At 65.9% G+C, this 18,872-nt stretch carries 17 protein-coding genes; 3 read left to right on the forward strand and 14 right to left on the reverse strand.

Annotated features, from left to right (window positions below):
- Positions 1-38: 38 nt before the first annotated feature.
- The 6 genes from JHD77_RS13330 to JHD77_RS13355 form a co-directional block, all read right to left on the reverse strand.
- Positions 39-674 carry a protein-L-isoaspartate(D-aspartate) O-methyltransferase gene (locus JHD77_RS13330; protein ID WP_003098558.1) on the reverse strand — a complete coding sequence of 212 codons (636 nt, stop codon included), beginning with the start codon at positions 672-674 and terminating at the stop codon, positions 39-41.
- 32 nt (positions 675-706) lie between these two features.
- Positions 707-1,456 carry a 5'/3'-nucleotidase SurE gene (surE, locus tag JHD77_RS13335; RefSeq protein ID WP_003092341.1) on the reverse strand — a complete coding sequence of 250 codons (750 nt, stop codon included), beginning with the start codon at positions 1,454-1,456 and terminating at the stop codon, positions 707-709.
- Positions 1,444-2,511 (reverse strand): tRNA pseudouridine(13) synthase TruD, encoded by a 1,068-nt coding sequence (truD, locus tag JHD77_RS13340; RefSeq protein WP_003098559.1) that lies wholly within the window; start codon positions 2,509-2,511, stop codon positions 1,444-1,446. The genes surE and truD overlap by 13 nt, the downstream gene beginning before the upstream one ends.
- On the reverse strand, positions 2,508-2,981 hold the full coding sequence (gene ispF, locus JHD77_RS13345; RefSeq protein WP_003098560.1) for a 2-C-methyl-D-erythritol 2,4-cyclodiphosphate synthase: 474 nt from the start codon (positions 2,979-2,981) through the stop codon (positions 2,508-2,510). Before ispF ends, truD begins: the two co-directional genes overlap by 4 nt.
- A gap of 70 nt (positions 2,982-3,051) precedes the next feature.
- A complete protein-coding gene (gene fghA / locus JHD77_RS13350) occupies positions 3,052-3,903 on the reverse strand; it encodes an S-formylglutathione hydrolase (protein ID WP_003113869.1) in 852 nt (283 codons plus the stop codon).
- Between the two features lie 53 nt (positions 3,904-3,956).
- Positions 3,957-5,069 carry an S-(hydroxymethyl)glutathione dehydrogenase/class III alcohol dehydrogenase gene (locus JHD77_RS13355; RefSeq protein ID WP_003092351.1) on the reverse strand — a complete coding sequence of 371 codons (1,113 nt, stop codon included), beginning with the start codon at positions 5,067-5,069 and terminating at the stop codon, positions 3,957-3,959.
- Positions 5,070-5,200: 131 nt separating this feature from the next.
- Here JHD77_RS13355 and gfnR point away from each other — a divergent pair, with 131 nt between their 5' ends.
- From gfnR to yedF, 3 genes are all read left to right on the forward strand, one after another.
- Positions 5,201-6,109, forward strand: coding sequence for a glutathione-dependent formaldehyde neutralization regulator (gfnR, locus tag JHD77_RS13360; protein ID WP_003098564.1), 909 nt, complete (start codon positions 5,201-5,203; stop codon positions 6,107-6,109).
- A gap of 75 nt (positions 6,110-6,184) precedes the next feature.
- Entirely contained in the window at positions 6,185-7,411 is a 1,227-nt protein-coding gene (gene yedE, locus JHD77_RS13365; protein WP_003098565.1) for a selenium metabolism membrane protein YedE/FdhT, read from the forward strand.
- The gene (gene yedF, locus JHD77_RS13370; RefSeq protein ID WP_003092358.1) at positions 7,377-7,625 is read left to right on the forward strand and encodes a sulfurtransferase-like selenium metabolism protein YedF; all 249 of its coding nucleotides are present in this window, start codon (positions 7,377-7,379) and stop codon (positions 7,623-7,625) included. Before yedE ends, yedF begins: the two co-directional genes overlap by 35 nt.
- A 60-nt stretch (positions 7,626-7,685) precedes the next feature.
- On the opposite strand, the gene ispD is transcribed toward yedF, so the two are convergent.
- From ispD to dnaE, 8 genes are all read right to left on the reverse strand, one after another.
- On the reverse strand, positions 7,686-8,390 hold the full coding sequence (gene ispD, locus JHD77_RS13375) for a 2-C-methyl-D-erythritol 4-phosphate cytidylyltransferase (RefSeq protein WP_003122146.1): 705 nt from the start codon (positions 8,388-8,390) through the stop codon (positions 7,686-7,688).
- Positions 8,391-8,409: 19 nt separating this feature from the next.
- Positions 8,410-8,694 (reverse strand): cell division protein FtsB, encoded by a 285-nt coding sequence (gene ftsB / locus JHD77_RS13380; RefSeq protein WP_003098569.1) that lies wholly within the window; start codon positions 8,692-8,694, stop codon positions 8,410-8,412.
- A 64-nt stretch (positions 8,695-8,758) separates the two neighbouring features.
- On the reverse strand, positions 8,759-10,048 hold the full coding sequence (gene eno, locus JHD77_RS13385; protein ID WP_003092364.1) for a phosphopyruvate hydratase: 1,290 nt from the start codon (positions 10,046-10,048) through the stop codon (positions 8,759-8,761).
- 45 nt (positions 10,049-10,093) lie between these two features.
- The gene (gene kdsA, locus JHD77_RS13390; RefSeq protein ID WP_003092365.1) at positions 10,094-10,939 is read right to left on the reverse strand and encodes a 3-deoxy-8-phosphooctulonate synthase; all 846 of its coding nucleotides are present in this window, start codon (positions 10,937-10,939) and stop codon (positions 10,094-10,096) included.
- Between the two features lie 2 nt (positions 10,940-10,941).
- A complete protein-coding gene (locus JHD77_RS13395; protein WP_003092366.1) occupies positions 10,942-12,570 on the reverse strand; it encodes a CTP synthase in 1,629 nt (542 codons plus the stop codon).
- A gap of 170 nt (positions 12,571-12,740) precedes the next feature.
- Positions 12,741-14,069, reverse strand: a complete 1,329-nt coding sequence (tilS, locus tag JHD77_RS13400) for a tRNA lysidine(34) synthetase TilS (protein WP_003098572.1) — start codon at positions 14,067-14,069, stop codon at positions 12,741-12,743.
- A 69-nt stretch (positions 14,070-14,138) separates the two neighbouring features.
- Positions 14,139-15,089: an acetyl-CoA carboxylase carboxyl transferase subunit alpha gene (accA, locus tag JHD77_RS13405; RefSeq protein ID WP_003098575.1), complete on the reverse strand. Its 951-nt coding sequence runs from the start codon at positions 15,087-15,089 to the stop codon at positions 14,139-14,141.
- A gap of 149 nt (positions 15,090-15,238) precedes the next feature.
- Positions 15,239-18,760 (reverse strand): DNA polymerase III subunit alpha, encoded by a 3,522-nt coding sequence (dnaE, locus tag JHD77_RS13410; RefSeq protein ID WP_010793360.1) that lies wholly within the window; start codon positions 18,758-18,760, stop codon positions 15,239-15,241.
- Between the last annotated feature and the right edge of the window lie 112 nt (positions 18,761-18,872).

An 18,872-nucleotide genomic window follows, 5' to 3' on the forward strand; every position in this document is an offset into this window, starting at 1 on the left:
GCTTTCGTTCAATCGGGCCGGCGACGCCGGCCGCCGGCTCAGGCGATCGGGCCGTTGAGCAGCGGGACGAAACGTACCGAGTCGAGTACCTGGCGACTGAACCCGTCCTCGGTGCGGACGATCAGCATCAGTTGCTGGACCTCGCCGCCACCGACCGGGATCACCAGACGGCCCCCCGGGGCCAACTGGTCCAGCAACGACTGCGGGACTTCCGTGGCCGCCGCGGTGACGATGATTCCATTGTAGGGAGCCAACGCCGACCAGCCCTCCCAGCCATCGCCCCAACGAAAGACAACATTACGCAGGTTTAGCTCCGCAAGACGCTCCTTGGCCTTGTCCTGCAACGCCTGGATCCGCTCGACGGAGAAGACCCGCTCGACCAGTTGCGCCAGCACCGCGGTCTGGTAGCCGGACCCGGTACCGATCTCCATGACCTTGTCCAGCGGGCCGGCCGCCAGCAGCAACTCGGTCATCCGCGCCACCATGAATGGCTGGGAAATGGTCTGGTTGTGGCCGATCGGCAGGGCGGTGTCTTCGTAGGCGCGATGCGAGAGCGCCTCGTCGACGAACAGATGACGCGGCGTGCGGCGGATCACCTCGAGCACGTGGGCGTTGGACAGGCCTTCTTCGTACAGGCGCTGGATCAGGCGCTCTCGGGTACGCTGGGAGGTCATGCCGATACCCCGGCGATGCAGGTCTTCGGACATCACGTCAGTCCTCCCAGCCACTCGTCGAGGCCGCCGAAGGCTTCGTGGAAGGTACGGTCCAGCTGCAACGGAGTGATCGACACGTAGCCTTGCATGACCGCGTGGAAATCCGTCCCCGGCCCGCCATCCTCGGCATCGCCGGCCGCGGCGATCCAGTAGCCTTCCTTGCCGCGCGGATTGACCACCTTCACCGGTGCGGCGGCACGGGCGCGGTGCCCGAGGCGGGTCAGTTGGATACCACGTACGCGATCCAACGGCAGGTTCGGGATATTGACGTTGAGCACGGTACGCGGCGGCACGGCCAGGCGCTCGTGGGCGGAGACCAGCAGGCGGGCGAAGTGCATGGCGGTGGGCAGGTTGTCCGTCAACCGCGAGACCAGCGAGAAGGCGAAGGCCGGCCCCTTCAGGAAGCGCCCTTCGATGGCCGCCGCCACGGTACCGGAATAGAGGACGTCATCGCCGAGGTTGGCGCCCAGGTTGATACCCGAGACCACCATGTCCGGCAATTCCTCCAGCAAGCCGTTCAGGCCCAGGTGCACGCAGTCGGTCGGCGTGCCGTTGAGGCTGATGAATCCGTTGTCCAGGCGCTGCGGGTGCAGCGGGCGGTCCAGCGTCAGGGAACTGCTGGCGCCGCTCTTGTCCTGGTCGGGGGCGATCACTACGCAATCGGCATGATCCGCCAGCGCGTCGTAAAGCGCGGCGATACCGGGTGCGGTCACCCCGTCGTCGTTGGCAATCAGTATGCGCATGGGTTTTCCGTCTGCCCTGTCGGTACCAGGTCGAGGATTTCACGCACCACTACGGTGGCGAAACAACCGGCCGGCAGGACGAATTCCAGTTGCAGAACATCAGGTTCGGGATAATGCCACGCCAGCCCCTGGATGGGGAGCCGCAGGATGCGCCGTTCGTGCGCCATGCCCGCCTTCGCCAGCCAGCGGCAGAGCGCCGGCTCGCGCCCGGCCAGGGCCAGCTCGCGTTCGAGGACGCCGGCGCCGCTCGGCGGATCGCCCTCGCCCCAGAGCGGTCCGGTGGGGTGCAGGTCGAGGGCGGCCAGACGGGCATCGCGGCATTCTTCCTCGCCAGCGAGGAAAAAGCTGCGGCTGTCGGTGAAGGCCAGCAGGTCACCGACCGCTGCCCGGTTCCAGCTACCCTCCGCGACCCGCTCGGCGAGCAGGCGATTGAACAGGTAGCTGCGCCCGGCGGAAAGGAAGCGCGAACGCAGGTTGCGGTTCGCCGGCAGCAGGTCCTGTTCCGCGCAACTGCGCGCGTCGACCAGGTTGCCGCCGCCGTGGCCGAAGCGTTGCAGGCCGAAATAATTGGGCACGCCGTCCGCGGCGATACGTTCCAAGCGCGCGTCGAGAAGGGCACGCTCCGCCCGCAGCCCGGTCAGACGCAGGGTGAAGCCGTTGGCGGCATGCGCGCCTCGCTGCAACTTGCGCGAATGACGGGTGCAGCGAAGAATCCGCAGGTCCGCGCCCTCGGCTGCACCCAGGTCGGGATCGGCCTTGCCCGGCAGGTGCAGGCTGAACCATTGCCGGGTCAGGGCCTGGCGGTCCTTCAACCCGGCGTAGCTGACGTTCTTCTGCTGCACGCCGGCGGCGCGGCCGAGGCGACGGGCCGCCTCCTCGGTGTTCAATCCGCGCTTTTCCACCCACAACCAGAGGTGCTCGCCTTCACCGCTGAGGGGAATGTCCAGCACCTCGTCGACCTGGAAGTCCTCGGCCACGGCCTTGAGCACCGCCTCGCCGCAGGCTGCCCCATGGGCGCGCGGCCCGAGCAGGTCGAGTTCGCCGAGAACGCTCATCGGGCCATCAGCAAAGCGACCGCATGTACAGCAATGCCCTCTTCGCGTCCGGTGAAACCTAGCCGCTCGGTAGTGGTGGCCTTGACGTTGACCTGGTCGACCGCGACGCCGAGGTCCTCGGCGATCAACCCGCGCATGGTCTCGATGTGCGGCGCCATCTTCGGCGCCTGGGCGACGATGGTGGCGTCGACGTTGCCGACCTTCCAGCCCTTCTCGGCGACGATGGCGACCACGTGTCGCAGCAGCGCGCGACTGTCGGCGCCCTTGAACCGCGGGTCGGTGTCCGGGAAGTGCTTGCCGATGTCGCCCAGCGCCGCCGCGCCGAGCAGCGCATCGGACAAGGCGTGCAGCAGCACGTCGCCGTCGGAGTGGGCGACCAGCCCATGTTTATGGGGAATGCGCACACCGCCGAGGGTGATGAAGTCGCCCTCGCCGAAGCGATGCACGTCGTAGCCATGGCCAATTCGCATGAAAAAACGCCCTGGTTGGAATCAGGGCGTGATTCTACCCCGGATCGGGACAGGCTTCAGGTATCGCGGATCAACCGTTGAGAACCCCGGCATGATGGCGCAGGTGATCCTCGATGAAACTGGCGATGAAGTAGTAGCTGTGGTCGTAACCTGGTTGCAGACGCAGCTCCAGCGGGTGGCCGGCCTTGTCCGCCGCATTGCGTAGCGCTTCCGGCTTGAGCTGGACGGCGAGGAAGTCGTCGCGCTCGCCCTGGTCGACCAGGATCGGCAAGCGTTCGGACGCACCCTCGAGCAACGCACAGGCATCCCACTCGCGCCAGGCCGCCGGGTCCTCGCCCAGGTAGCGGGAGAACGCCTTCTGGCCCCAGGGACAATCGCTCGGATGGCAGATCGGCGCGAAGGCCGACAGCGACAGGTAGCGCCCCGGGTTGCGCAGCGCGCAAACCAGCGCGCCATGCCCACCCATCGAGTGCCCGCTGATGCCGCGCCGCCGGGACACCGGGAAATGCGCCTCGATCAGCGCCGGCAACTCGTGCACCACGTAGTCGTGCATGCGGTAGTGCGCGGCCCAGGGCTCCTGCGTGGCGTTCAGGTAGAAGCCTGCGCCCAGGCCGAAGTCCCAGGCGCCGTCGGGATCGCCGGGGACACCGCTGCCGCGCGGGCTGGTATCCGGCGCCACCAGTACCAATCCCAGTTCGGCGGCGACCCGCTGGGCGCCGGCCTTCTGCATGAAGTTCTCGTCGGTACAGGTCAGCCCGGACAGCCAGTACAGGGCCGGCAGCGCCGCCTCCGGCTCGGCCTGGGGCGGCAGGTAGATGGCGAAGACCATCTCGCAGTTCAGGGTCCGGGAAAAATGACGGTAACGCTGGTGCCAGCCGCCGAAGGTCTTCTGGCTGCCGATCAGTTCGAGGGAATCCTTCACGTGACCTCCGTGAAACGGTCGTGGCGAGCCGCAGGGCCCGCCGCGACGGCTTGTCAGTAATGAATGACGGTGCGGATGCTCTTGCCTTCGTGCATCAGCTCGAAGGCCTCGTTGATGTCCTCCAGCCCCATGGTGTGGGTGATGAAGGTATCCAGCGGGATCTCGCCCTTCTGCGCCTTCTCGACATAGCTCGGCAACTCGCTGCGCCCGCGCACCCCGCCGAACGCCGAACCGCGCCAGACGCGGCCGGTGACCAGTTGGAACGGCCGGGTGCTGATTTCCTGGCCGGCGCCGGCGACACCGATGATCACCGACTCGCCCCAGCCCTTGTGGCAGCATTCCAGCGCGGCGCGCATCAACTGCACGTTGCCGACGCACTCGAAGGAGTAGTCGACGCCGCCATCGGTCAGTTCGACGATGACGTCCTGGATCGGCTTGTCGTAGTCCTTCGGATTGATGAAGTCGGTGGCGCCCAGTTCCCTGGCGATATCGAACTTGCCCGGGTTGATGTCAACCGCGATGATGCGCGCGGCCTTGGCCATCTTCGCCCCGATGATCGCTGCCAGGCCGATGCCGCCCAGGCCGAAGATGGCAACGGTAGCGCCCTCTTCCACCTTGGCGGTGTTCAGCACGGCACCGATCCCGGTGGTGACGCCGCAGCCAAGCAGGCAGACCTTCTCCAGCGGGGCATCCTTGGGAATCTTCGCCAGGGAGATTTCCGGCAGCACGGTGTATTCGGAGAAGGTCGAGCAGCCCATGTAGTGGAAGACCGGCTCGCCCTTGTAGGAGAAACGGCTGGTGCCGTCGGGCATCAGGCCCTTGCCCTGGGTGGCGCGCACGGCCTGGCAGAGGTTGGTCTTGCCGGACAGGCAGAATTTGCACTTGCCGCACTCGGCGGTGTAGAGCGGGATGACATGGTCGCCCACCTGCAGGGAGGTCACGCCCTCGCCCACCGCTTCGACGATGCCGCCACCTTCGTGGCCCAGGATGCACGGGAACACCCCCTCGGAATCCTGGCCGGACAGGGTGTACGCGTCGGTATGGCAGACGCCGGTGGCGACGATGCGCACCAGTACCTCGCCCTTCTGCGGCGGCGCCACATCCACCTCGACGATTTCCAACGGCTTGTTGGGGGCGAAGGCGACGGCGGCACGGGACTTGATCATCTGGGAACTCCTGAACGATGGAAGCCGGCGGGCCGCTAAGCGACCCACTGAAACGGAAAGTGTAGAAAACCGCGTTTCAAGGAATAATCAGGCAATAATCAAAACATTATTGCCATACAGGGACAATCCAGATGAATCGCTGGGAAGGACTCGACGAATTCGTCGCTGTCGCCGAAACCGGGCAGTTCACCGCGGCAGCCGAACGCATGGGCGTTTCCTCGTCGCACATCAGCCGCCAGGTCGCCCGCCTGGAGGAGCGCCTGCAGACCCGCCTGCTCTACCGCAGCACCCGGCGAGTATCGCTGAGCGAAGCCGGACAGACCTTCCTGCAACATTGCCAGCGCCTGCAGGACGCCCGCGACGAAGCCCTGCGCGCGGTCAGCGACCTCTCCGCGGAGCCCAAGGGCCTGCTGCGCATGACCTGCGCGGTAGCCTACGGCGAACGTTTCATCGTGCCGCTGGTGAATGCCTTCATGGCCGACTATCCGCAACTGCGGGTCGACATCGAGCTGTCCAACCGCCAGTTGGACCTGCTCCACGAGGGCTTCGACCTGGCCATCCGCCTCGGCCGCCTGAGCGATTCGCGATTGGTCGCCACACGGTTGGCACCACGCGTCATGTACCTCTGCGCCACCCCGGAATACCTGCGCCGCCACGGCACTCCGCAGTCGCCGGCGGAACTCGGCCAGTTCAACTGCCTGATCGGCAGCAGCGACCTGTGGAGCTTCCTCGAGGACGGCCGGGAAACCCAGCACCGGGTCCAGGGCAACTGGCGCTGCAACAGCGGCCAGGCGGTGCTCGACGCCGCCCTGCGCGGCTTCGGCCTGTGCCAGCTGCCCGACTACTATGTGATCGAGCATCTGCGCAGCGGCCGCCTGGTCTCCCTGCTGGAAGGCCACCAGCCGCCGAATACCGCGGTATGGGCGCTGTACCCGCAGCAGCGGCACCTGTCGCCGAAAGTCAGGCAACTGGTGGACTATCTCAAGGAAGGCCTGGCGCAATCCCATCCGGGACTCGCCGGGGAGAAAAACCTGCGCTGAAGCAGTAAGGCGATTCACCGCTGCGATAGACTTGGCGGTTTCCCGTTCCACCCGCTATCGATTCAAGGAAGTCGCATGTCTGCCTTCAATGCGTTTCGCCAACGCTACCTGGTGAGGTTCTGGTCGCCGCTGCCGGCGCTGGTCGCCCTCGGCGTCGCCTCCGCCTACTACTTCGCGCTCACCGGCACCTTCTGGGCGGTGACCGGCGAATTCACCCGCTGGGGCGGCCACGTGCTGTCCTGGTTCGGCTACCAGCCACAGGACTGGAGCTACTTCAGGCTGATCGGCCTTCAAGGCACGCCGCTGGACCGGATCGACGGAGTGATGATCATCGGCATGTTCCTCGGCGCCCTGTGCTGCGCCCTCTGGGCCGGCAACGTCAGCCTGCGCTGGCCGACCAGCAAACGTCGCCTGCTGCAGGGCCTGGTCGGCGGTATCGTCGCCGGCTTCGGCGCGCGCCTGGCGATGGGCTGCAACCTGGCGGCGTTCTTCACCGGTATCCCGATGTTTTCCCTGCACGCCTGGGCCTTCATGTTCGCCACCGTCGGCGGCGCCTGGATCGGCGTGAAGATCAGCCTGCTGCCGTTCCTGCGCACACCGCTGAAAGTCGGCGCCACGGCCAGCGCCCTGCCCAGCGCCGAAAGCCTGGCCCGACGCGCACGCCTGCAGGCCCGCCTGGGCCTGGCGGTGCTGGCGCTCGCCGCGCTGTTCGCCGCCTGGCGCTTCGAGGTATCGCTGGTGCTGGGCATGGCCTGCCTGTTCGGCCTGCTGTTCGGCGGCCTGATCGAGCGCGCGCAGATCTGCTTCACCAGCGCCGCACGGGACCTCTGGACCACCGGCCGGACCCGCGCCGCCTTCGGCATCCTGCTCGGCATGGCGGCCGCCTGCATCGGTACCTTCGCCGCGATCCGCCTGGGCGTCGCGCCGAAGATCTTCTGGATGGGCCCGAATGCGATCATCGGCGGCATTCTCTTCGGCATCGGCATCGTCCTCGCCGGCGGTTGCGAGACCGGCTGGATGTACCGCTCGATGGAGGGCCAGGTGCACTTCTGGGTGGTCGGCATCGGCAACGTCATCGGCGGAACCCTGGTGGCGATCTTTTGGGACCAGTTGGGCACCCGCCTCGCCCTGCCCTATCCCAAGCTCAACCTGCTGGAAAGCTTCGGGCCCGGCAACGGCCTGCTATTGACCTTCGCCGGCCTGGCCCTGTGCCTGCTGCTGGTGCAACTGAACGCCTCCCGATTCACCCGACCGCGGAAACCGAACCATGAGCCAGACCGACAAACCGACCCTGTCGCTTGACCTGCGCGGCGAACATTGCCCGTACAACGCCATCGCCACCCTGGAAACCCTGGCGACCATGCAGCCGGGCGAACGCCTGGAAGTGGTCACCGACTGCTCGCAATCGGTCCACGGGATTCCCGAAGATACCCAACGCCAGGGCTACAAATGCCTGGCGGTGGAGCAGCATGGCGCGCTGTTCCGCTTCCTCATAGAGGTGCCGCTGGAAAGCTGAACGAGCGAGCCTGCAACGACAAGAAAGCCGACCCTCGGGGCGGCTTTCTTGTGCCAGGGTTCAGTGCGGAAAACTGCGCTGCAGGCGCAGCAGGTCTTCCGGGGTGGTGATCTTCAGGTTGTCGGCGCGCCCTTCCACCAGCTTCGGCGCATAGCCGGCCCACTCCATCGCCGAAGCCTCGTCGGTGATCGCCACGCCGGCCACCAACGCATCGGCCAGCGCCCGGTGCAGGGCGCCGAGGCGGAACATCTGCGGCGTATAGGCCAGCCAGACCACCGAGCGGTCGATGGTTTCGCTGACCCGGCCGTCGCGGTCGGAGCGCTTGAGAGTGTCCCTCGCCGGCACCGCCAGCAGCCCGCCGACCGGATCTTCGGCGAGTTCTTCGAGCAGGCGGTCGAGGTCGCCGCGGGTCAGGTTCGGCCGCGCGGCGTCATGCACCAGCACCCAGTCGTCGGCCTGTGCCCCCAACTCCAGCAGGCGCAGCAAGCCGTTCAACACCGAGCCGGCGCGCTCGACGCCCCCGGCGGCGCGCTGCACATGCCGGCTGGCGGCGCAGTCCAGCCCGGGCCAGTAGGGATCGTCCTCGGCCAGGCAGACCACCAGGCCCCTGAGCATCGGGTGTTCGAGGAAACAATCGAGGGTGCGCTCGATCACGGTGCGACCGGCAAGATCGAGATATTGCTTCGGGCGGTCGGCGCGCATGCGCGAACCCACGCCGGCGGCGGGGATCACCGTCCAGAAGGCGGGAAGGTCGGAAGTCGTCATCGGGAGAAGGGTCGTCAGCTCACTTGGCGAGCTGGTAGAGGGTTTCGCCGTCCTTGACCATGCCGAGCTCGTGCCGCGCACGCTCCTCGACGGTCTCGGTGCCTTTCTTCAGCTCGGCGACTTCGGCTTCGAGAATCCGGTTGCGCTCCAGCAGGCGCTCGTTCTCGCCATGCTGGTCGGCGATCTGCTTCTGCAGGTCGCGCACCTGCGCCAGGCTGCCATCGCCGACCCACAGGCGATATTGCAGGCCCGCCAGCGCCAGGATCAGCACCACGAACAGCCAGTAGGGGCTACGTAACCTCAAGCCTCGAACTCCTTGAGAAGAAAAGGGGTGGCTCTTGCCACCCCTTCACCGTACCAGACTAGGCTCAGCCGCGGAATTCCGCGCGACCACGGTACGGCGCCTTGGCGCCCAGTTGCTCTTCGATGCGCAGCAACTGATTGTACTTGGACACGCGGTCGGAGCGGCACAGCGAACCGGTCTTGATCTGACCGGCGGCGGTACCCACGGCCAGGTCGGCGATGGTCGAGTCCTCGGTTTCGCCGGAGCGGTGCGAGATCACCGCGGTATAGCCGGCGGCCTTGGCCATCTGGATGGCTTCCAAGGTCTCGGTGAGCGAACCGATCTGGTTGAACTTGATCAGGATCGAATTGCCGATGCCCTTCTCGATGCCTTCCTTGAGGATCTTGGTATTGGTCACGAACAGGTCGTCGCCGACCAGTTGGACCTTGGCGCCGATCTTGTCGGTCAGGCCTTTCCAGCCGGCCCAGTCGGACTCGTCCATGCCGTCCTCGATGGAGATGATCGGGTAGCGCTGGGTCAGGCCGGCCAGGTAGTCGGCGAAACCGGCGGCGTCGAATACCTTGCCTTCGCCTTCCAGGTCGTACTTGCCGTCCTTGAAGAACTCGCTGGAGGCGCAGTCCAGGGCCAGGGTCACGTCGTCGCCCAGCTTGTAGCCGGCCTTCTCGACGGCCTCGGCGATGGCGGCCAGGGCGTCTTCGTTGGACGACAGGTTCGGCGCGAAGCCGCCTTCATCACCGACGGCGGTGTTCAGGCCACGGGCCTTCAGCACGGCCTTGAGGTGATGGAAGATCTCGGCGCCCATGCGCAGCGCCTCGGCGAAGTTCTTCGCGCCGACCGGCTGGACCATGAATTCCTGGATATCGACGTTGTTGTCCGCATGCTCGCCGCCGTTGATGATGTTCATCATCGGCACCGGCATGGAGTACTGGCCGGGAGTGCCGTTGAGGTCGGCGATGTGCGCGTACAGCGGTACGCCCTTGGCCTGTGCGGCGGCCTTGGCGGCAGCCAGGGACACCGCGAGGATCGCGTTGGCGCCCAGCTTGGCCTTGTTCTCGGTGCCGTCCAGCTCGATCATCGCGTGGTCGAGGGCTTTCTGGTCGGCCGCGTCCTTGCCCAGCAGCAGGTCGCGGATCGGGCCGTTGATGTTGGCCACGGCTTTCAGCACGCCCTTGCCCAGGTAACGGCTCTTGTCGCCATCGCGCAGCTCGAGGGCCTCGCGGGAACCGGTGGAAGCACCGGAAGGCGCGCAGGCGCTGCCGACGATGCCGTTGTCCAGGATCACGTCCGCTTCAACGGTAGGGTTGCCGCGGGAGTCCAGGACCTCACGGCCCTTGATGTCGACGATCTTTGCCATTCTTGTTAACACTCCGAAGTGAATGAACGGGGCGGTCTGAGGAGACTAGGCAGTCTCGATTGCAGGAAAGCTCTTGATCAGCTCGTCCAGTTGCTTGAGCTGGGACAGGAAGGCTTCGAGTTTGTTCAGGCGCAGCGCGCACGGACCGTCGCACTTGGCGTGCTCGGGGTCCGGATGGGCCTCGAGGAACAGCCCGGCGAGCTTCTGGCTGAGCCCGGCCTTGGCCAGGTCGGTGACCTGGGCGCGCCGGCCGCCGGCGGAGTCCGCGCGACCGCCAGGCATCTGCAGGGCGTGGGTGACGTCGAAGAATACCGGGTACTCGAACTGCTTCATGATGCCGAAGCCGAGCATGTCGACCACCAGGTTGTTGTAACCGAAGGAGGAGCCGCGCTCGCAGAGGATCAGGCGGTCGTTACCGGCTTCCTCGCACTTGGTCAGGATGTGCTTCATCTCCTGGGGCGCGAGGAACTGGGCCTTCTTGATATTGATCACCGCGTTGGTCCTGGCCATCGCCACCACCAGGTCGGTCTGTCGCGAGAGGAAGGCCGGCAGCTGGATGATGTCGCAGACCTCGGCCACCGGCTGGGCCTGGAACGGCTCGTGGACATCGGTGATGACCGGTACCTTGAAGGTCTTCTTGATCTCTTCGAAGATCTTCATTCCCTCTTCCAGGCCCGGACCACGGAACGAGTGGATCGAGGAACGGTTGGCCTTGTCGAAGCTGGCCTTGAACACATAGGGGATACCGAGTTTCTCGGTAACCCGTACGTATTCTTCGCAGACCTGCATGGCCAGGTCGCGCGACTCCAGCACGTTCATGCCGCCGAACAGCACGAACGGCAGGTCGTTGCCGATCTGGATATCGCCGACGCGAACGATCTTCTGTGCCATGCTCAGGCCTTCCCGGAATATTTCAGCGCGGCGTTGACGAAACCGCTGAACAGCGGGTGGCCATCACGCGGTGTGGAGGTGAACTCCGGGTGGAACTGGCAGGCGACGAACCACGGATGCTCCGGGGCCTCGACCACTTCCACCAGGGCGCCGTCGCCGGAGCGGCCGGAAATCTTCAGGCCGGCCTGCTCCAGTTGCGGCAGCAGGTTGTTGTTCACTTCGTAGCGATGGCGATGGCGCTCGACGATCACGTCCTTGGCATAGCAGTCGTGCACCAGGGTGCCGGTCTGCAGCTGGCACTCCTGGGCGCCCAGGCGCATGGTGCCGCCCAGGTCGGAAGCTTCGGTGCGGATCTCGGTGGCGCCGGTCGCGTCCTGCCACTCGGTGATCAGGCCGACCACCGGATGGCCGCTGGACTTGTCGAACTCGGTGGAGTTGGCGTCGCTCCAGCCGAGCACGTTGCGGGCGTATTCGATGACCGCGACCTGCATGCCCAGGCAGATGCCCAGGTAGGGGATCTTGTTCTCGCGGGCGTACTGCACGGTGCTGATCTTGCCTTCCACGCCGCGCAGGCCGAAGCCGCCCGGGACCAAGATGGCGTCGACGCCTTCCAGCAGGCTGGTGCCCTGCTGCTCGATGTCTTCGGAGTCGATGTAGCGCAGGTTGACCTTGGTGCGGCTCTGGATGCCGGCGTGGGTCATCGCCTCGATCAGCGACTTGTACGCGTCCAGCAGTTCCATGTACTTGCCGACCATGGCGATGGTGACTTCACGCTCGGGGTTGAGCTTGGCATCGACCACCCGGTCCCATTCGGACAGGTCGGCCTGCCCGCACTCCAGGCCGAAGCGCTCGACGACGATGTCGTCCAGGCCCTGGGCATGCAGCACCGACGGGATGCGGTAGATGGTGTCGACGTCTTCCAGGGCGATCACCGCGCGCTCCTCGACGTTGGTGAAGAGCGCGATCTTGCGCCGCGAGGAGACGTCGATCGGGTGGTCGGAACGGCAGACCAGCACGTCCGGTTGCAGGCCGATGGAGCGCAGCTCCTTGACCGAGTGCTGGGTCGGCTTGGTCTTGGTCTCGCCGGCGGTGGCGATGTACGGGACCAGGGTCAGGTGCATCAGCATCGCGCGCTTGGCGCCGATCTCGACGCGCAGTTGGCGGATCGCCTCGAGGAACGGCTGCGACTCGATGTCGCCGACGGTGCCACCGATCTCCACCAGGGCGACGTCGGCATCGCCGGCGCCCTTGATGATGCGCCGCTTGATCTCGTCGGTGATGTGCGGGATCACCTGCACGGTGGCGCCCAGGTAGTCGCCGCGGCGTTCCTTGCGCAACACGTCCATGTAGACGCGGCCGGTGGTGAAGTTGTTGTTCTGGGTCATGGTGGTACGAACGAAGCGCTCGTAATGGCCCAGGTCCAGGTCGGTCTCGGCGCCGTCCTGGGTCACGAAGACCTCACCGTGCTGGAACGGGCTCATGGTGCCCGGGTCCACGTTGATGTAAGGGTCCAGCTTGAGCATCGTGATCTTCAGGCCACGCGCTTCCAAGATCGCAGCCAGAGAAGCCGAAGCGATGCCTTTCCCCAATGAAGAAACAACACCACCCGTGACGAAGATGTAGCGCGTCATGAAAAACCCTAGAAGTCAGCGTTTAGGCGGGATCAACCGCCGGGGATTCGGAGAAGGGAGGCCAGCTCCCGCCACGGACAAATCCGTGGGCAAAGCAAACTCCTGCTGATTCCGGAGGGAATCGGCGGGAGCAGTACAAGACGGGAGCGTAGTCTACTGGAAACGGCTTACTAGCTCAAACCCGGGTCGTTCGTCGGCGGGCTCCAGGACAGTCGCCAGCCCCCCTCGCGGGGACTGTCCAGGCCAGGAATGTTGGCCACCGCGAGCAGTTCGTCGGCTCGGAAGAGCAGCGGCAAACGACCGCGCAGGAAGCTCGGTACGCCCGCTTCGTTGAGCAATCGCTTGAGGTCGCGGCGACCGCGCCCGGCCAGGGCCAGCACCTCCCCACCCCGCCGGTAGTCGACGCGCAACGGCCCCGCCGGAACCTCGCCGAGCAACGCCAGCCGACCATTGCCGGGAAGAAGCAATGGATGAGCGGGACGCTCCCAGACGAACGGTCCCGCCGCCGCCCGCCAGTCCGCCGGCAACCACCAGATCCGCCCCGCGCCGCGACGCAGCTCGCCGCTCTCCAGGCGCCAGATCGGGTCGGCATCGTCGCCGGCATCGCGCAACGACTCCCAGCCGGCCCAGTGGTCACTGTCCGGCAACCGCGTCAGCTGCCCCAGCCAGGCCCGCAGCAGGTTGCGCTGGCGCGCAGCGCTGAGGCGGCGCAGAGGCTCCAGGGCGATCCGGGGCAGATCCAGCCAGTCCGGCCAATCCAGTTCCGAGGGTTGGCGGCAGGCCCGGAGGTCGATGGCGGCCAGTTCAGCCAGCAGGTCTTCGGCCTCGCGCAGATGCGCCGCGCAGCGCGCCATGCCGGCGACGGCCTGCGGCCAGTGGGAGGCGAGACGCGGCATGATCTCCCGGCGCAGGTAGTTGCGCGAGAAGCGCGGATCCTGGTTGGAAGGATCCTCCACCCAGTCCAGCCGGTGCGCCTGCGCATAGGCTTCCAGTTCGGCGCGGGAAACCCCGAGCAAGGGTCGGCACAGGCGGCCGCCGCCCAGCGGCCGGCTCGCCGGCATCGCCGCCAGGCCGCGCAGGCCCGCTCCACGCAACAGGCGGAACAGCAGGGTCTCGGCCTGGTCGTCGAGGTGCTGCGCGGTGAGCAGCACCTGTCCCTCGCCCAGGCTCGCCTGGAATGCGCGATAGCGGGCGTCGCGCGCCGCCTGCTCGATGCTGCCGCCAACGGCGACCTGCACCCGCTCGACCCGCAGCGGGATACCCAGCGACCGGCAGACCGCCTGGCAGTGCGCCGGCCAACCGTCCGCCGCAGCCTGCAAGCCATGGTGGACATGCAGCGCCGACAGCGCCGGCAAGGCTTCGCTCCGGGCCAGTTGGGCGAGCAGATGCAGCAACACCGTGGAATCCAGCCCGCCGGAAAACGCCACGCACCAGCCCCCCGCTTCGCGCCAGGGCGCCAGGGCCTGTAACAGACGGGATTCGAGCGGCACCGCCGGCATGCTTGCGCTCCTCATGCGACAAGCCCGGCGAATGCCGGGCTTGTCGATCGTACCAGTGCGCCGGATGGCTTACGGCGCGCCGTAGCTCATCAGGCGGTCGTAACGACGCTCCAGCAACTCACCCATTTCCAGGCCCTGGAGCATCTTCAGTTGCGTCAGCAGTTCGCCACGGATCGATTCGGCCATGCTCGCCGGATCGCGATGGGCGCCGCCCAGCGGTTCGTCGATGACCTTGTCGACGATGCCCAGGCCTTTCAGGCGCTCGGCGGTGATGCCCATGGCCTCTGCGGCTTCCGGCGCCTTCTCGGCGGTCTTCCAGAGGATGGAGGCGCAGCCTTCCGGCGAGATCACCGAATAGGTGGAGTATTGCAGCATGTTCAACTGGTCGCAGACACCGATGGCCAGCGCGCCGCCGGAACCGCCCTCGCCGATCACGGTGGCGATGATCGGCGTCTTCAGTCGCGCCATCACCCGCAGGTTCCAGGCGATCGCCTCGCTCTGGCCGCGTTCCTCGGCATCGATGCCCGGGTAGGCGCCGGGCGTGTCGATGAAGGTGAGGATCGGCATCTTGAAGCGTTCGGCCATTTCCATCAGGCGGCAGGCCTTGCGATAGCCTTCCGGACGCGGCATGCCGAAGTTGCGCCGGACCTTCTCACGGACTTCGCGGCCTTTCTGGTGGCCGATGACCATCACCGGGGAACCGTCGAGGCGGGCAACGCCACCGACGATCGCCGGGTCGTCGGCGAAATGCCGGTCGCCGTGCAGTTCCTCGAAATCGCTGAACAGGTAGCCGATGTAGTCGAGGGTATAGGGACGCTTGGGATGGCGCGCGAGCTGGGCGATCTGCCAACTGGACAGATTGCCGAAGATGTTTTCGGTGAGCGCCTTGCTCTTGTCCTGCAGACGCGAGATTTCGTCGCTGATGTTCAGCGCATTGTCGTTGCCCACCAGGCGCAGCTCTTCGATCTTGGCTTGCAGGTCGGCGATCGGCTGTTCGAAATCAAGAAAGTTCGGGTTCATAGGCTTCCGTCGTGCGCAGATTCTAGTGGGCCGTTTCCGTTTGGCGCCCTACCTTACGGGATCGGGCGCCAGGGGTCGAGCCGGGAGCAAGGGCGATCCGCGTTTTCCCGCCGCAGAGCGCGGAACAACGGCGTTATCGCCCATCGCGATTAACGATAATTGAGGAAGACGTTGTCGCGCCCGAACTGGTCACGCAATGCCTGGATCAGATCGTCCGCCGGATCCACCCGCCAGCTCTCGCCGAACTGCAGCAGGGCCTTGGCGTCGGCGCTGGTGTAGTCCAGGGTGATCGGGCAGGAACCGCGATGGCGGTTGAACAGCTCGCCCAGCCAGCGCAGGCGATCGCCCTTCAACAGGTCGGCGTGCAGCTTCATCCGCAGGCTCTCCGCCAGGCCGGTACGCGCCTCCTCCAGGCTCATCACGCGCTTGGCGCGCAGGCGCAGTCCGCCGGAGAAGTCGTCCTGGCTGACCTCGCCCTCGACCACCACCAGCGCGTCGGTCTGCAGCAGCGACTGGGCCGCGGCGAAGGCTTCGGAGAACAGCGAGGCCTCGATCCGTCCGGAGCGGTCGTCTAGGGTGACGAAGCCCATCTTGTCGCCCTTCTTGTTCTTCATCACCCGCAGGTTGACGATCAGCCCGGCCACCGTCTGGGTATCGCGCGCCGGCTTCAGCTCGACGATGCGCTGGCGGGCGAAGCGCCGCACCTCGCCTTCGTACTCGTCGATCGGATGGCCGGTCAGGTACAGGCCGAGGGTGTCCTTCTCGCCCTTCAGGCGTTCCTTGAGGGTCAGCTCCTTGACCTTGCGGTGGTTGGCGTAGACATCCGCCTCCGGCTCGGCGAAGACTCCGCCGAACAGGTCCATGTGCCCGCTGTCGTGGCTGCGCGCGGTCTGCTCGGCGGCCTGGATCGCTTCCTCCATCGCCGCCAGCAGCACGGCGCGGTTGAGGTCGACGGTAGCCTGGTAGGCCTTTAGCTCGTCGTGGTAGTGCGGCCCCAGGCGATCCAGCGCACCGGCGCGGATCAGCGCTTCCAGGGTGCGCTTGTTGATGCGTTTCAGGTCGACGCGGTCGCAGAAGTCGAACAGGGTGTTGAACGGCCCGCCTTCGGCGCGGCACTCGGTGATCGCCTCCACCGGCCCCTCGCCGACGCCCTTGATCGCGCCCAGGCCATAGACGATCCGGCCATCGTCGTCGACGGTGAAGCGGAACTCGGAGTTGTTCACGTCCGGCGCCACGATGCGCAGCTTCATGTGCCGGCATTCTTCGATCAGCGTCACCACCTTGTCGGTGTTCTGCATATCCGCGGTGAGTACCGCGGCCATGAACGGCGCCGGGAAGTGGGTCTTCAGCCAGGCGGTCTGGTAGGAGACCAGGCCGTAGGCTGCCGAGTGCGACTTGTTGAAGCCGTAGCCGGCGAATTTTTCCACCAGGTCGAAGATGTTGCCCGCGAGGTCGGCATCGATGCCGTTGTTCTTGCAACCCTCGATGAAACCGCCGCGCTGCTTGGCCATTTCCTCGGGCTTCTTCTTGCCCATCGCCCGGCGCAGCATGTCCGCGCCACCGAGGGTATAGCCGGCCATGACCTGGGCGATCTGCATCACCTGTTCCTGGTACAGGATGATGCCGTAGGTGGGCTTGAGCACCGGCTCCAGGCCGGCGTACTGGTAATCGGGGTGCGGATAGGACAGCTCGGCGCGACCGTGCTTGCGGTTGATGAAGTCGTCCACCATGCCCGACTGCAGAGGACCCGGGCGGAACAGCGCCACCAGTGCGATGAGGTCTTCCAGGCAGTCCGGCTTGAGCTTCTTGATCAGCTCCTTCATGCCGCGCGATTCGAGCTGGAACACCGCAGTGGTCTCGGCCTTCTGCAGCAGCGAATAGGTCGGCTTGTCGTCCAGCGGGATGAAGTCGATGTTCACCGGCTCCAGGCCCTTCTTGGCCTGCTCGCGGTTGATGATCTCCATCGCCCACTTGATGATGGTCAGGGTCCGCAGGCCGAGGAAGTCGAACTTCACCAGGCCGGCCGCCTCCACGTCGTCCTTGTCGAACTGGGTCACCAGGCCGCCGCCTTCCTCGTCGCAGGCGATCGGCGAGAAGTCGGTCAGCTTGGTCGGCGCGATCACCACGCCACCGGCGTGCTTGCCGGTACCGCGAGTGATGCCTTCCAGCTTGAGGGCCATCTCCCAGATCTCGGCGGCTTCCTCGTCGCTCTTGAGGAAGTCGCGGAGCATTTCTTCCTGCTCGTAGGCCTTATCCAGGGTCATGCCGACTTCGAACGGAATCATCTTCGACAGCCGGTCGGCGAGACCGTAGGACTTGCCCTGGACCCGCGCCACGTCGCGTACCACCGCCTTCGCCGCCATGGTGCCGAAGGTGATGATCTGGCTCACCGCGTTGCGCCCGTAGGCGTCGGCCACGTAGTCGATCACCCGGTCGCGGCCCTCCATGCAGAAGTCGACGTCGAAGTCGGGCATGGAGATCCGTTCCGGGTTGAGGAAACGTTCGAACAGCAGGTCATAGGCCAGCGGATCGAGGTCGGTGATCTTCAGCACGTAGGCCACCAGCGAGCCGGCGCCCGAGCCCCGCCCGGGGCCTACCGGTACGCCGTTGTTCTTCGCCCACTTGATGAAGTCCATCACGATGAGGAAGTAACCGGGGAAACCCATCTGGATGATGATATCGAGTTCGAAGTTCAGGCGATCGACATAGACCTGGCGCTTGGCCTCGTAGTCCGGGGTGTCCTTCGGCAACAGCACCTCCAGGCGCTCCTCGAGACCTTCGAAGGAGGCGTGCCGCAGGTAGTCGTCGATGCCCATGCCATTGGGCGTGGGGAAGTCCGGCAGGAAGTACTTGCCCAGCTGCACCTCGATGTTGCAGCGCTTGGCGATCTCGACGGTGTTTTCCAACGCTTCCGGCAGGTCGCTGAACAGCTCGGCCATTTCCGCCGGCGACTTCAGGTATTGCTGGTCCGAATAGGTACGCGGCCGCCGCGGATCGTCGAGAGTCCGCCCCTCGCCGATGCAGACGCGGGTCTCGTGGGCCTCGAAGTCCTCCTGCTTGATGAAGCGCACGTCGTTGGTCGCCACCAGCGGCGCGTTGCAGCGTGACGCCAAAGCCACCGCCGCGTGGAGGTGCTCCTCGTCGTTGACCCGGCTGGTACGTTGCACTTCGACGTAGAAGCGCCCGGGGAACACCTCCATCCACTCGCGCAACAGCGCCTCGGCCTTGGCTTCCTCGCCATCGAGCAGCGCGTGGCCGATCTCGCCCTCCTTGGCCGCGGACAGCGCGATCAGGCCTTCCGCCGCCTCCTTGACCCAGTCGCGCTCGATGATGATCTCGCCATTGCGCTGGCCTTCGCTCCAGCCGCGGGAAATCAGCTCGGTGAGGTTGCGATAGCCCTTCGCGTTCATCGCCAGCAGGCTCAGGCGGCTGAGCGGGCCATCTTCCTCGCGGCTGGCGAGCCAGATGTCGGCCCCGCAGATCGGCTTGATGCCGGCGCCCATGGCGGTCTTGTAGAACTTCACCAGCGAGCACATGTTGCTCTGGTCGGTGACCGCCACCGCCGGCATGCCCAGCCCTGCCACTGCCTTGGCCAGGGGCTTGACCCGGACCAGGCCGTCGACCAGGGAGAATTCGGTATGCAGACGCAGGTGAACGAAGGATACGGTCATGAAGGCCCCGGAGCAGAAATAACGCAAAAACGACAAGGCCCGGATTGTACCGGGCCCGGTGGCAAAGCTACAGGTTCAAGAGCGGACGATGCGCCTCGGCTGCGCCGAGAAA

Origin of the sequence: Pseudomonas sp. P20, from assembly GCF_016463925.1 — a bacterium.
In the GTDB taxonomy this organism is placed as follows: domain Bacteria; phylum Pseudomonadota; class Gammaproteobacteria; order Pseudomonadales; family Pseudomonadaceae; genus Pseudomonas; species Pseudomonas aeruginosa.

Bases quoted from the DNA above. Each gene is read 5' to 3' on its own strand.
- JHD77_RS13330 (WP_003098558.1), bottom strand. From the start codon at position 674: ATGACCTCCCAGCGTACCCGAGAGCGCCTGATCCAGCGCCTGTACGAA.
- surE (WP_003092341.1), bottom strand. From the start codon at position 1,456: ATGCGCATACTGATTGCCAACGACGACGGGGTGACCGCACCCGGTATC.
- truD (WP_003098559.1), bottom strand. From the start codon at position 2,511: ATGAGCGTTCTCGGCGAACTCGACCTGCTCGGGCCGCGCGCCCATGGG.
- ispF (WP_003098560.1), bottom strand. From the start codon at position 2,981: ATGCGAATTGGCCATGGCTACGACGTGCATCGCTTCGGCGAGGGCGAC.
- JHD77_RS13355 (WP_003092351.1), bottom strand. From the start codon at position 5,069: ATGATCAAGTCCCGTGCCGCCGTCGCCTTCGCCCCCAACAAGCCGTTG.
- gfnR (WP_003098564.1), top strand. From the start codon at position 5,201: ATGAATCGCTGGGAAGGACTCGACGAATTCGTCGCTGTCGCCGAAACC.
- yedE (WP_003098565.1), top strand. From the start codon at position 6,185: ATGTCTGCCTTCAATGCGTTTCGCCAACGCTACCTGGTGAGGTTCTGG.
- yedF (WP_003092358.1), top strand. From the start codon at position 7,377: ATGAGCCAGACCGACAAACCGACCCTGTCGCTTGACCTGCGCGGCGAA.
- ispD (WP_003122146.1), bottom strand. From the start codon at position 8,390: ATGACGACTTCCGACCTTCCCGCCTTCTGGACGGTGATCCCCGCCGCC.
- eno (WP_003092364.1), bottom strand. From the start codon at position 10,048: ATGGCAAAGATCGTCGACATCAAGGGCCGTGAGGTCCTGGACTCCCGC.
- kdsA (WP_003092365.1), bottom strand. From the start codon at position 10,939: ATGGCACAGAAGATCGTTCGCGTCGGCGATATCCAGATCGGCAACGAC.
- JHD77_RS13395 (WP_003092366.1), bottom strand. From the start codon at position 12,570: ATGACGCGCTACATCTTCGTCACGGGTGGTGTTGTTTCTTCATTGGGG.
- tilS (WP_003098572.1), bottom strand. From the start codon at position 14,069: ATGCCGGCGGTGCCGCTCGAATCCCGTCTGTTACAGGCCCTGGCGCCC.
- accA (WP_003098575.1), bottom strand. From the start codon at position 15,089: ATGAACCCGAACTTTCTTGATTTCGAACAGCCGATCGCCGACCTGCAA.
- dnaE (WP_010793360.1), bottom strand. From the start codon at position 18,760: ATGACCGTATCCTTCGTTCACCTGCGTCTGCATACCGAATTCTCCCTG.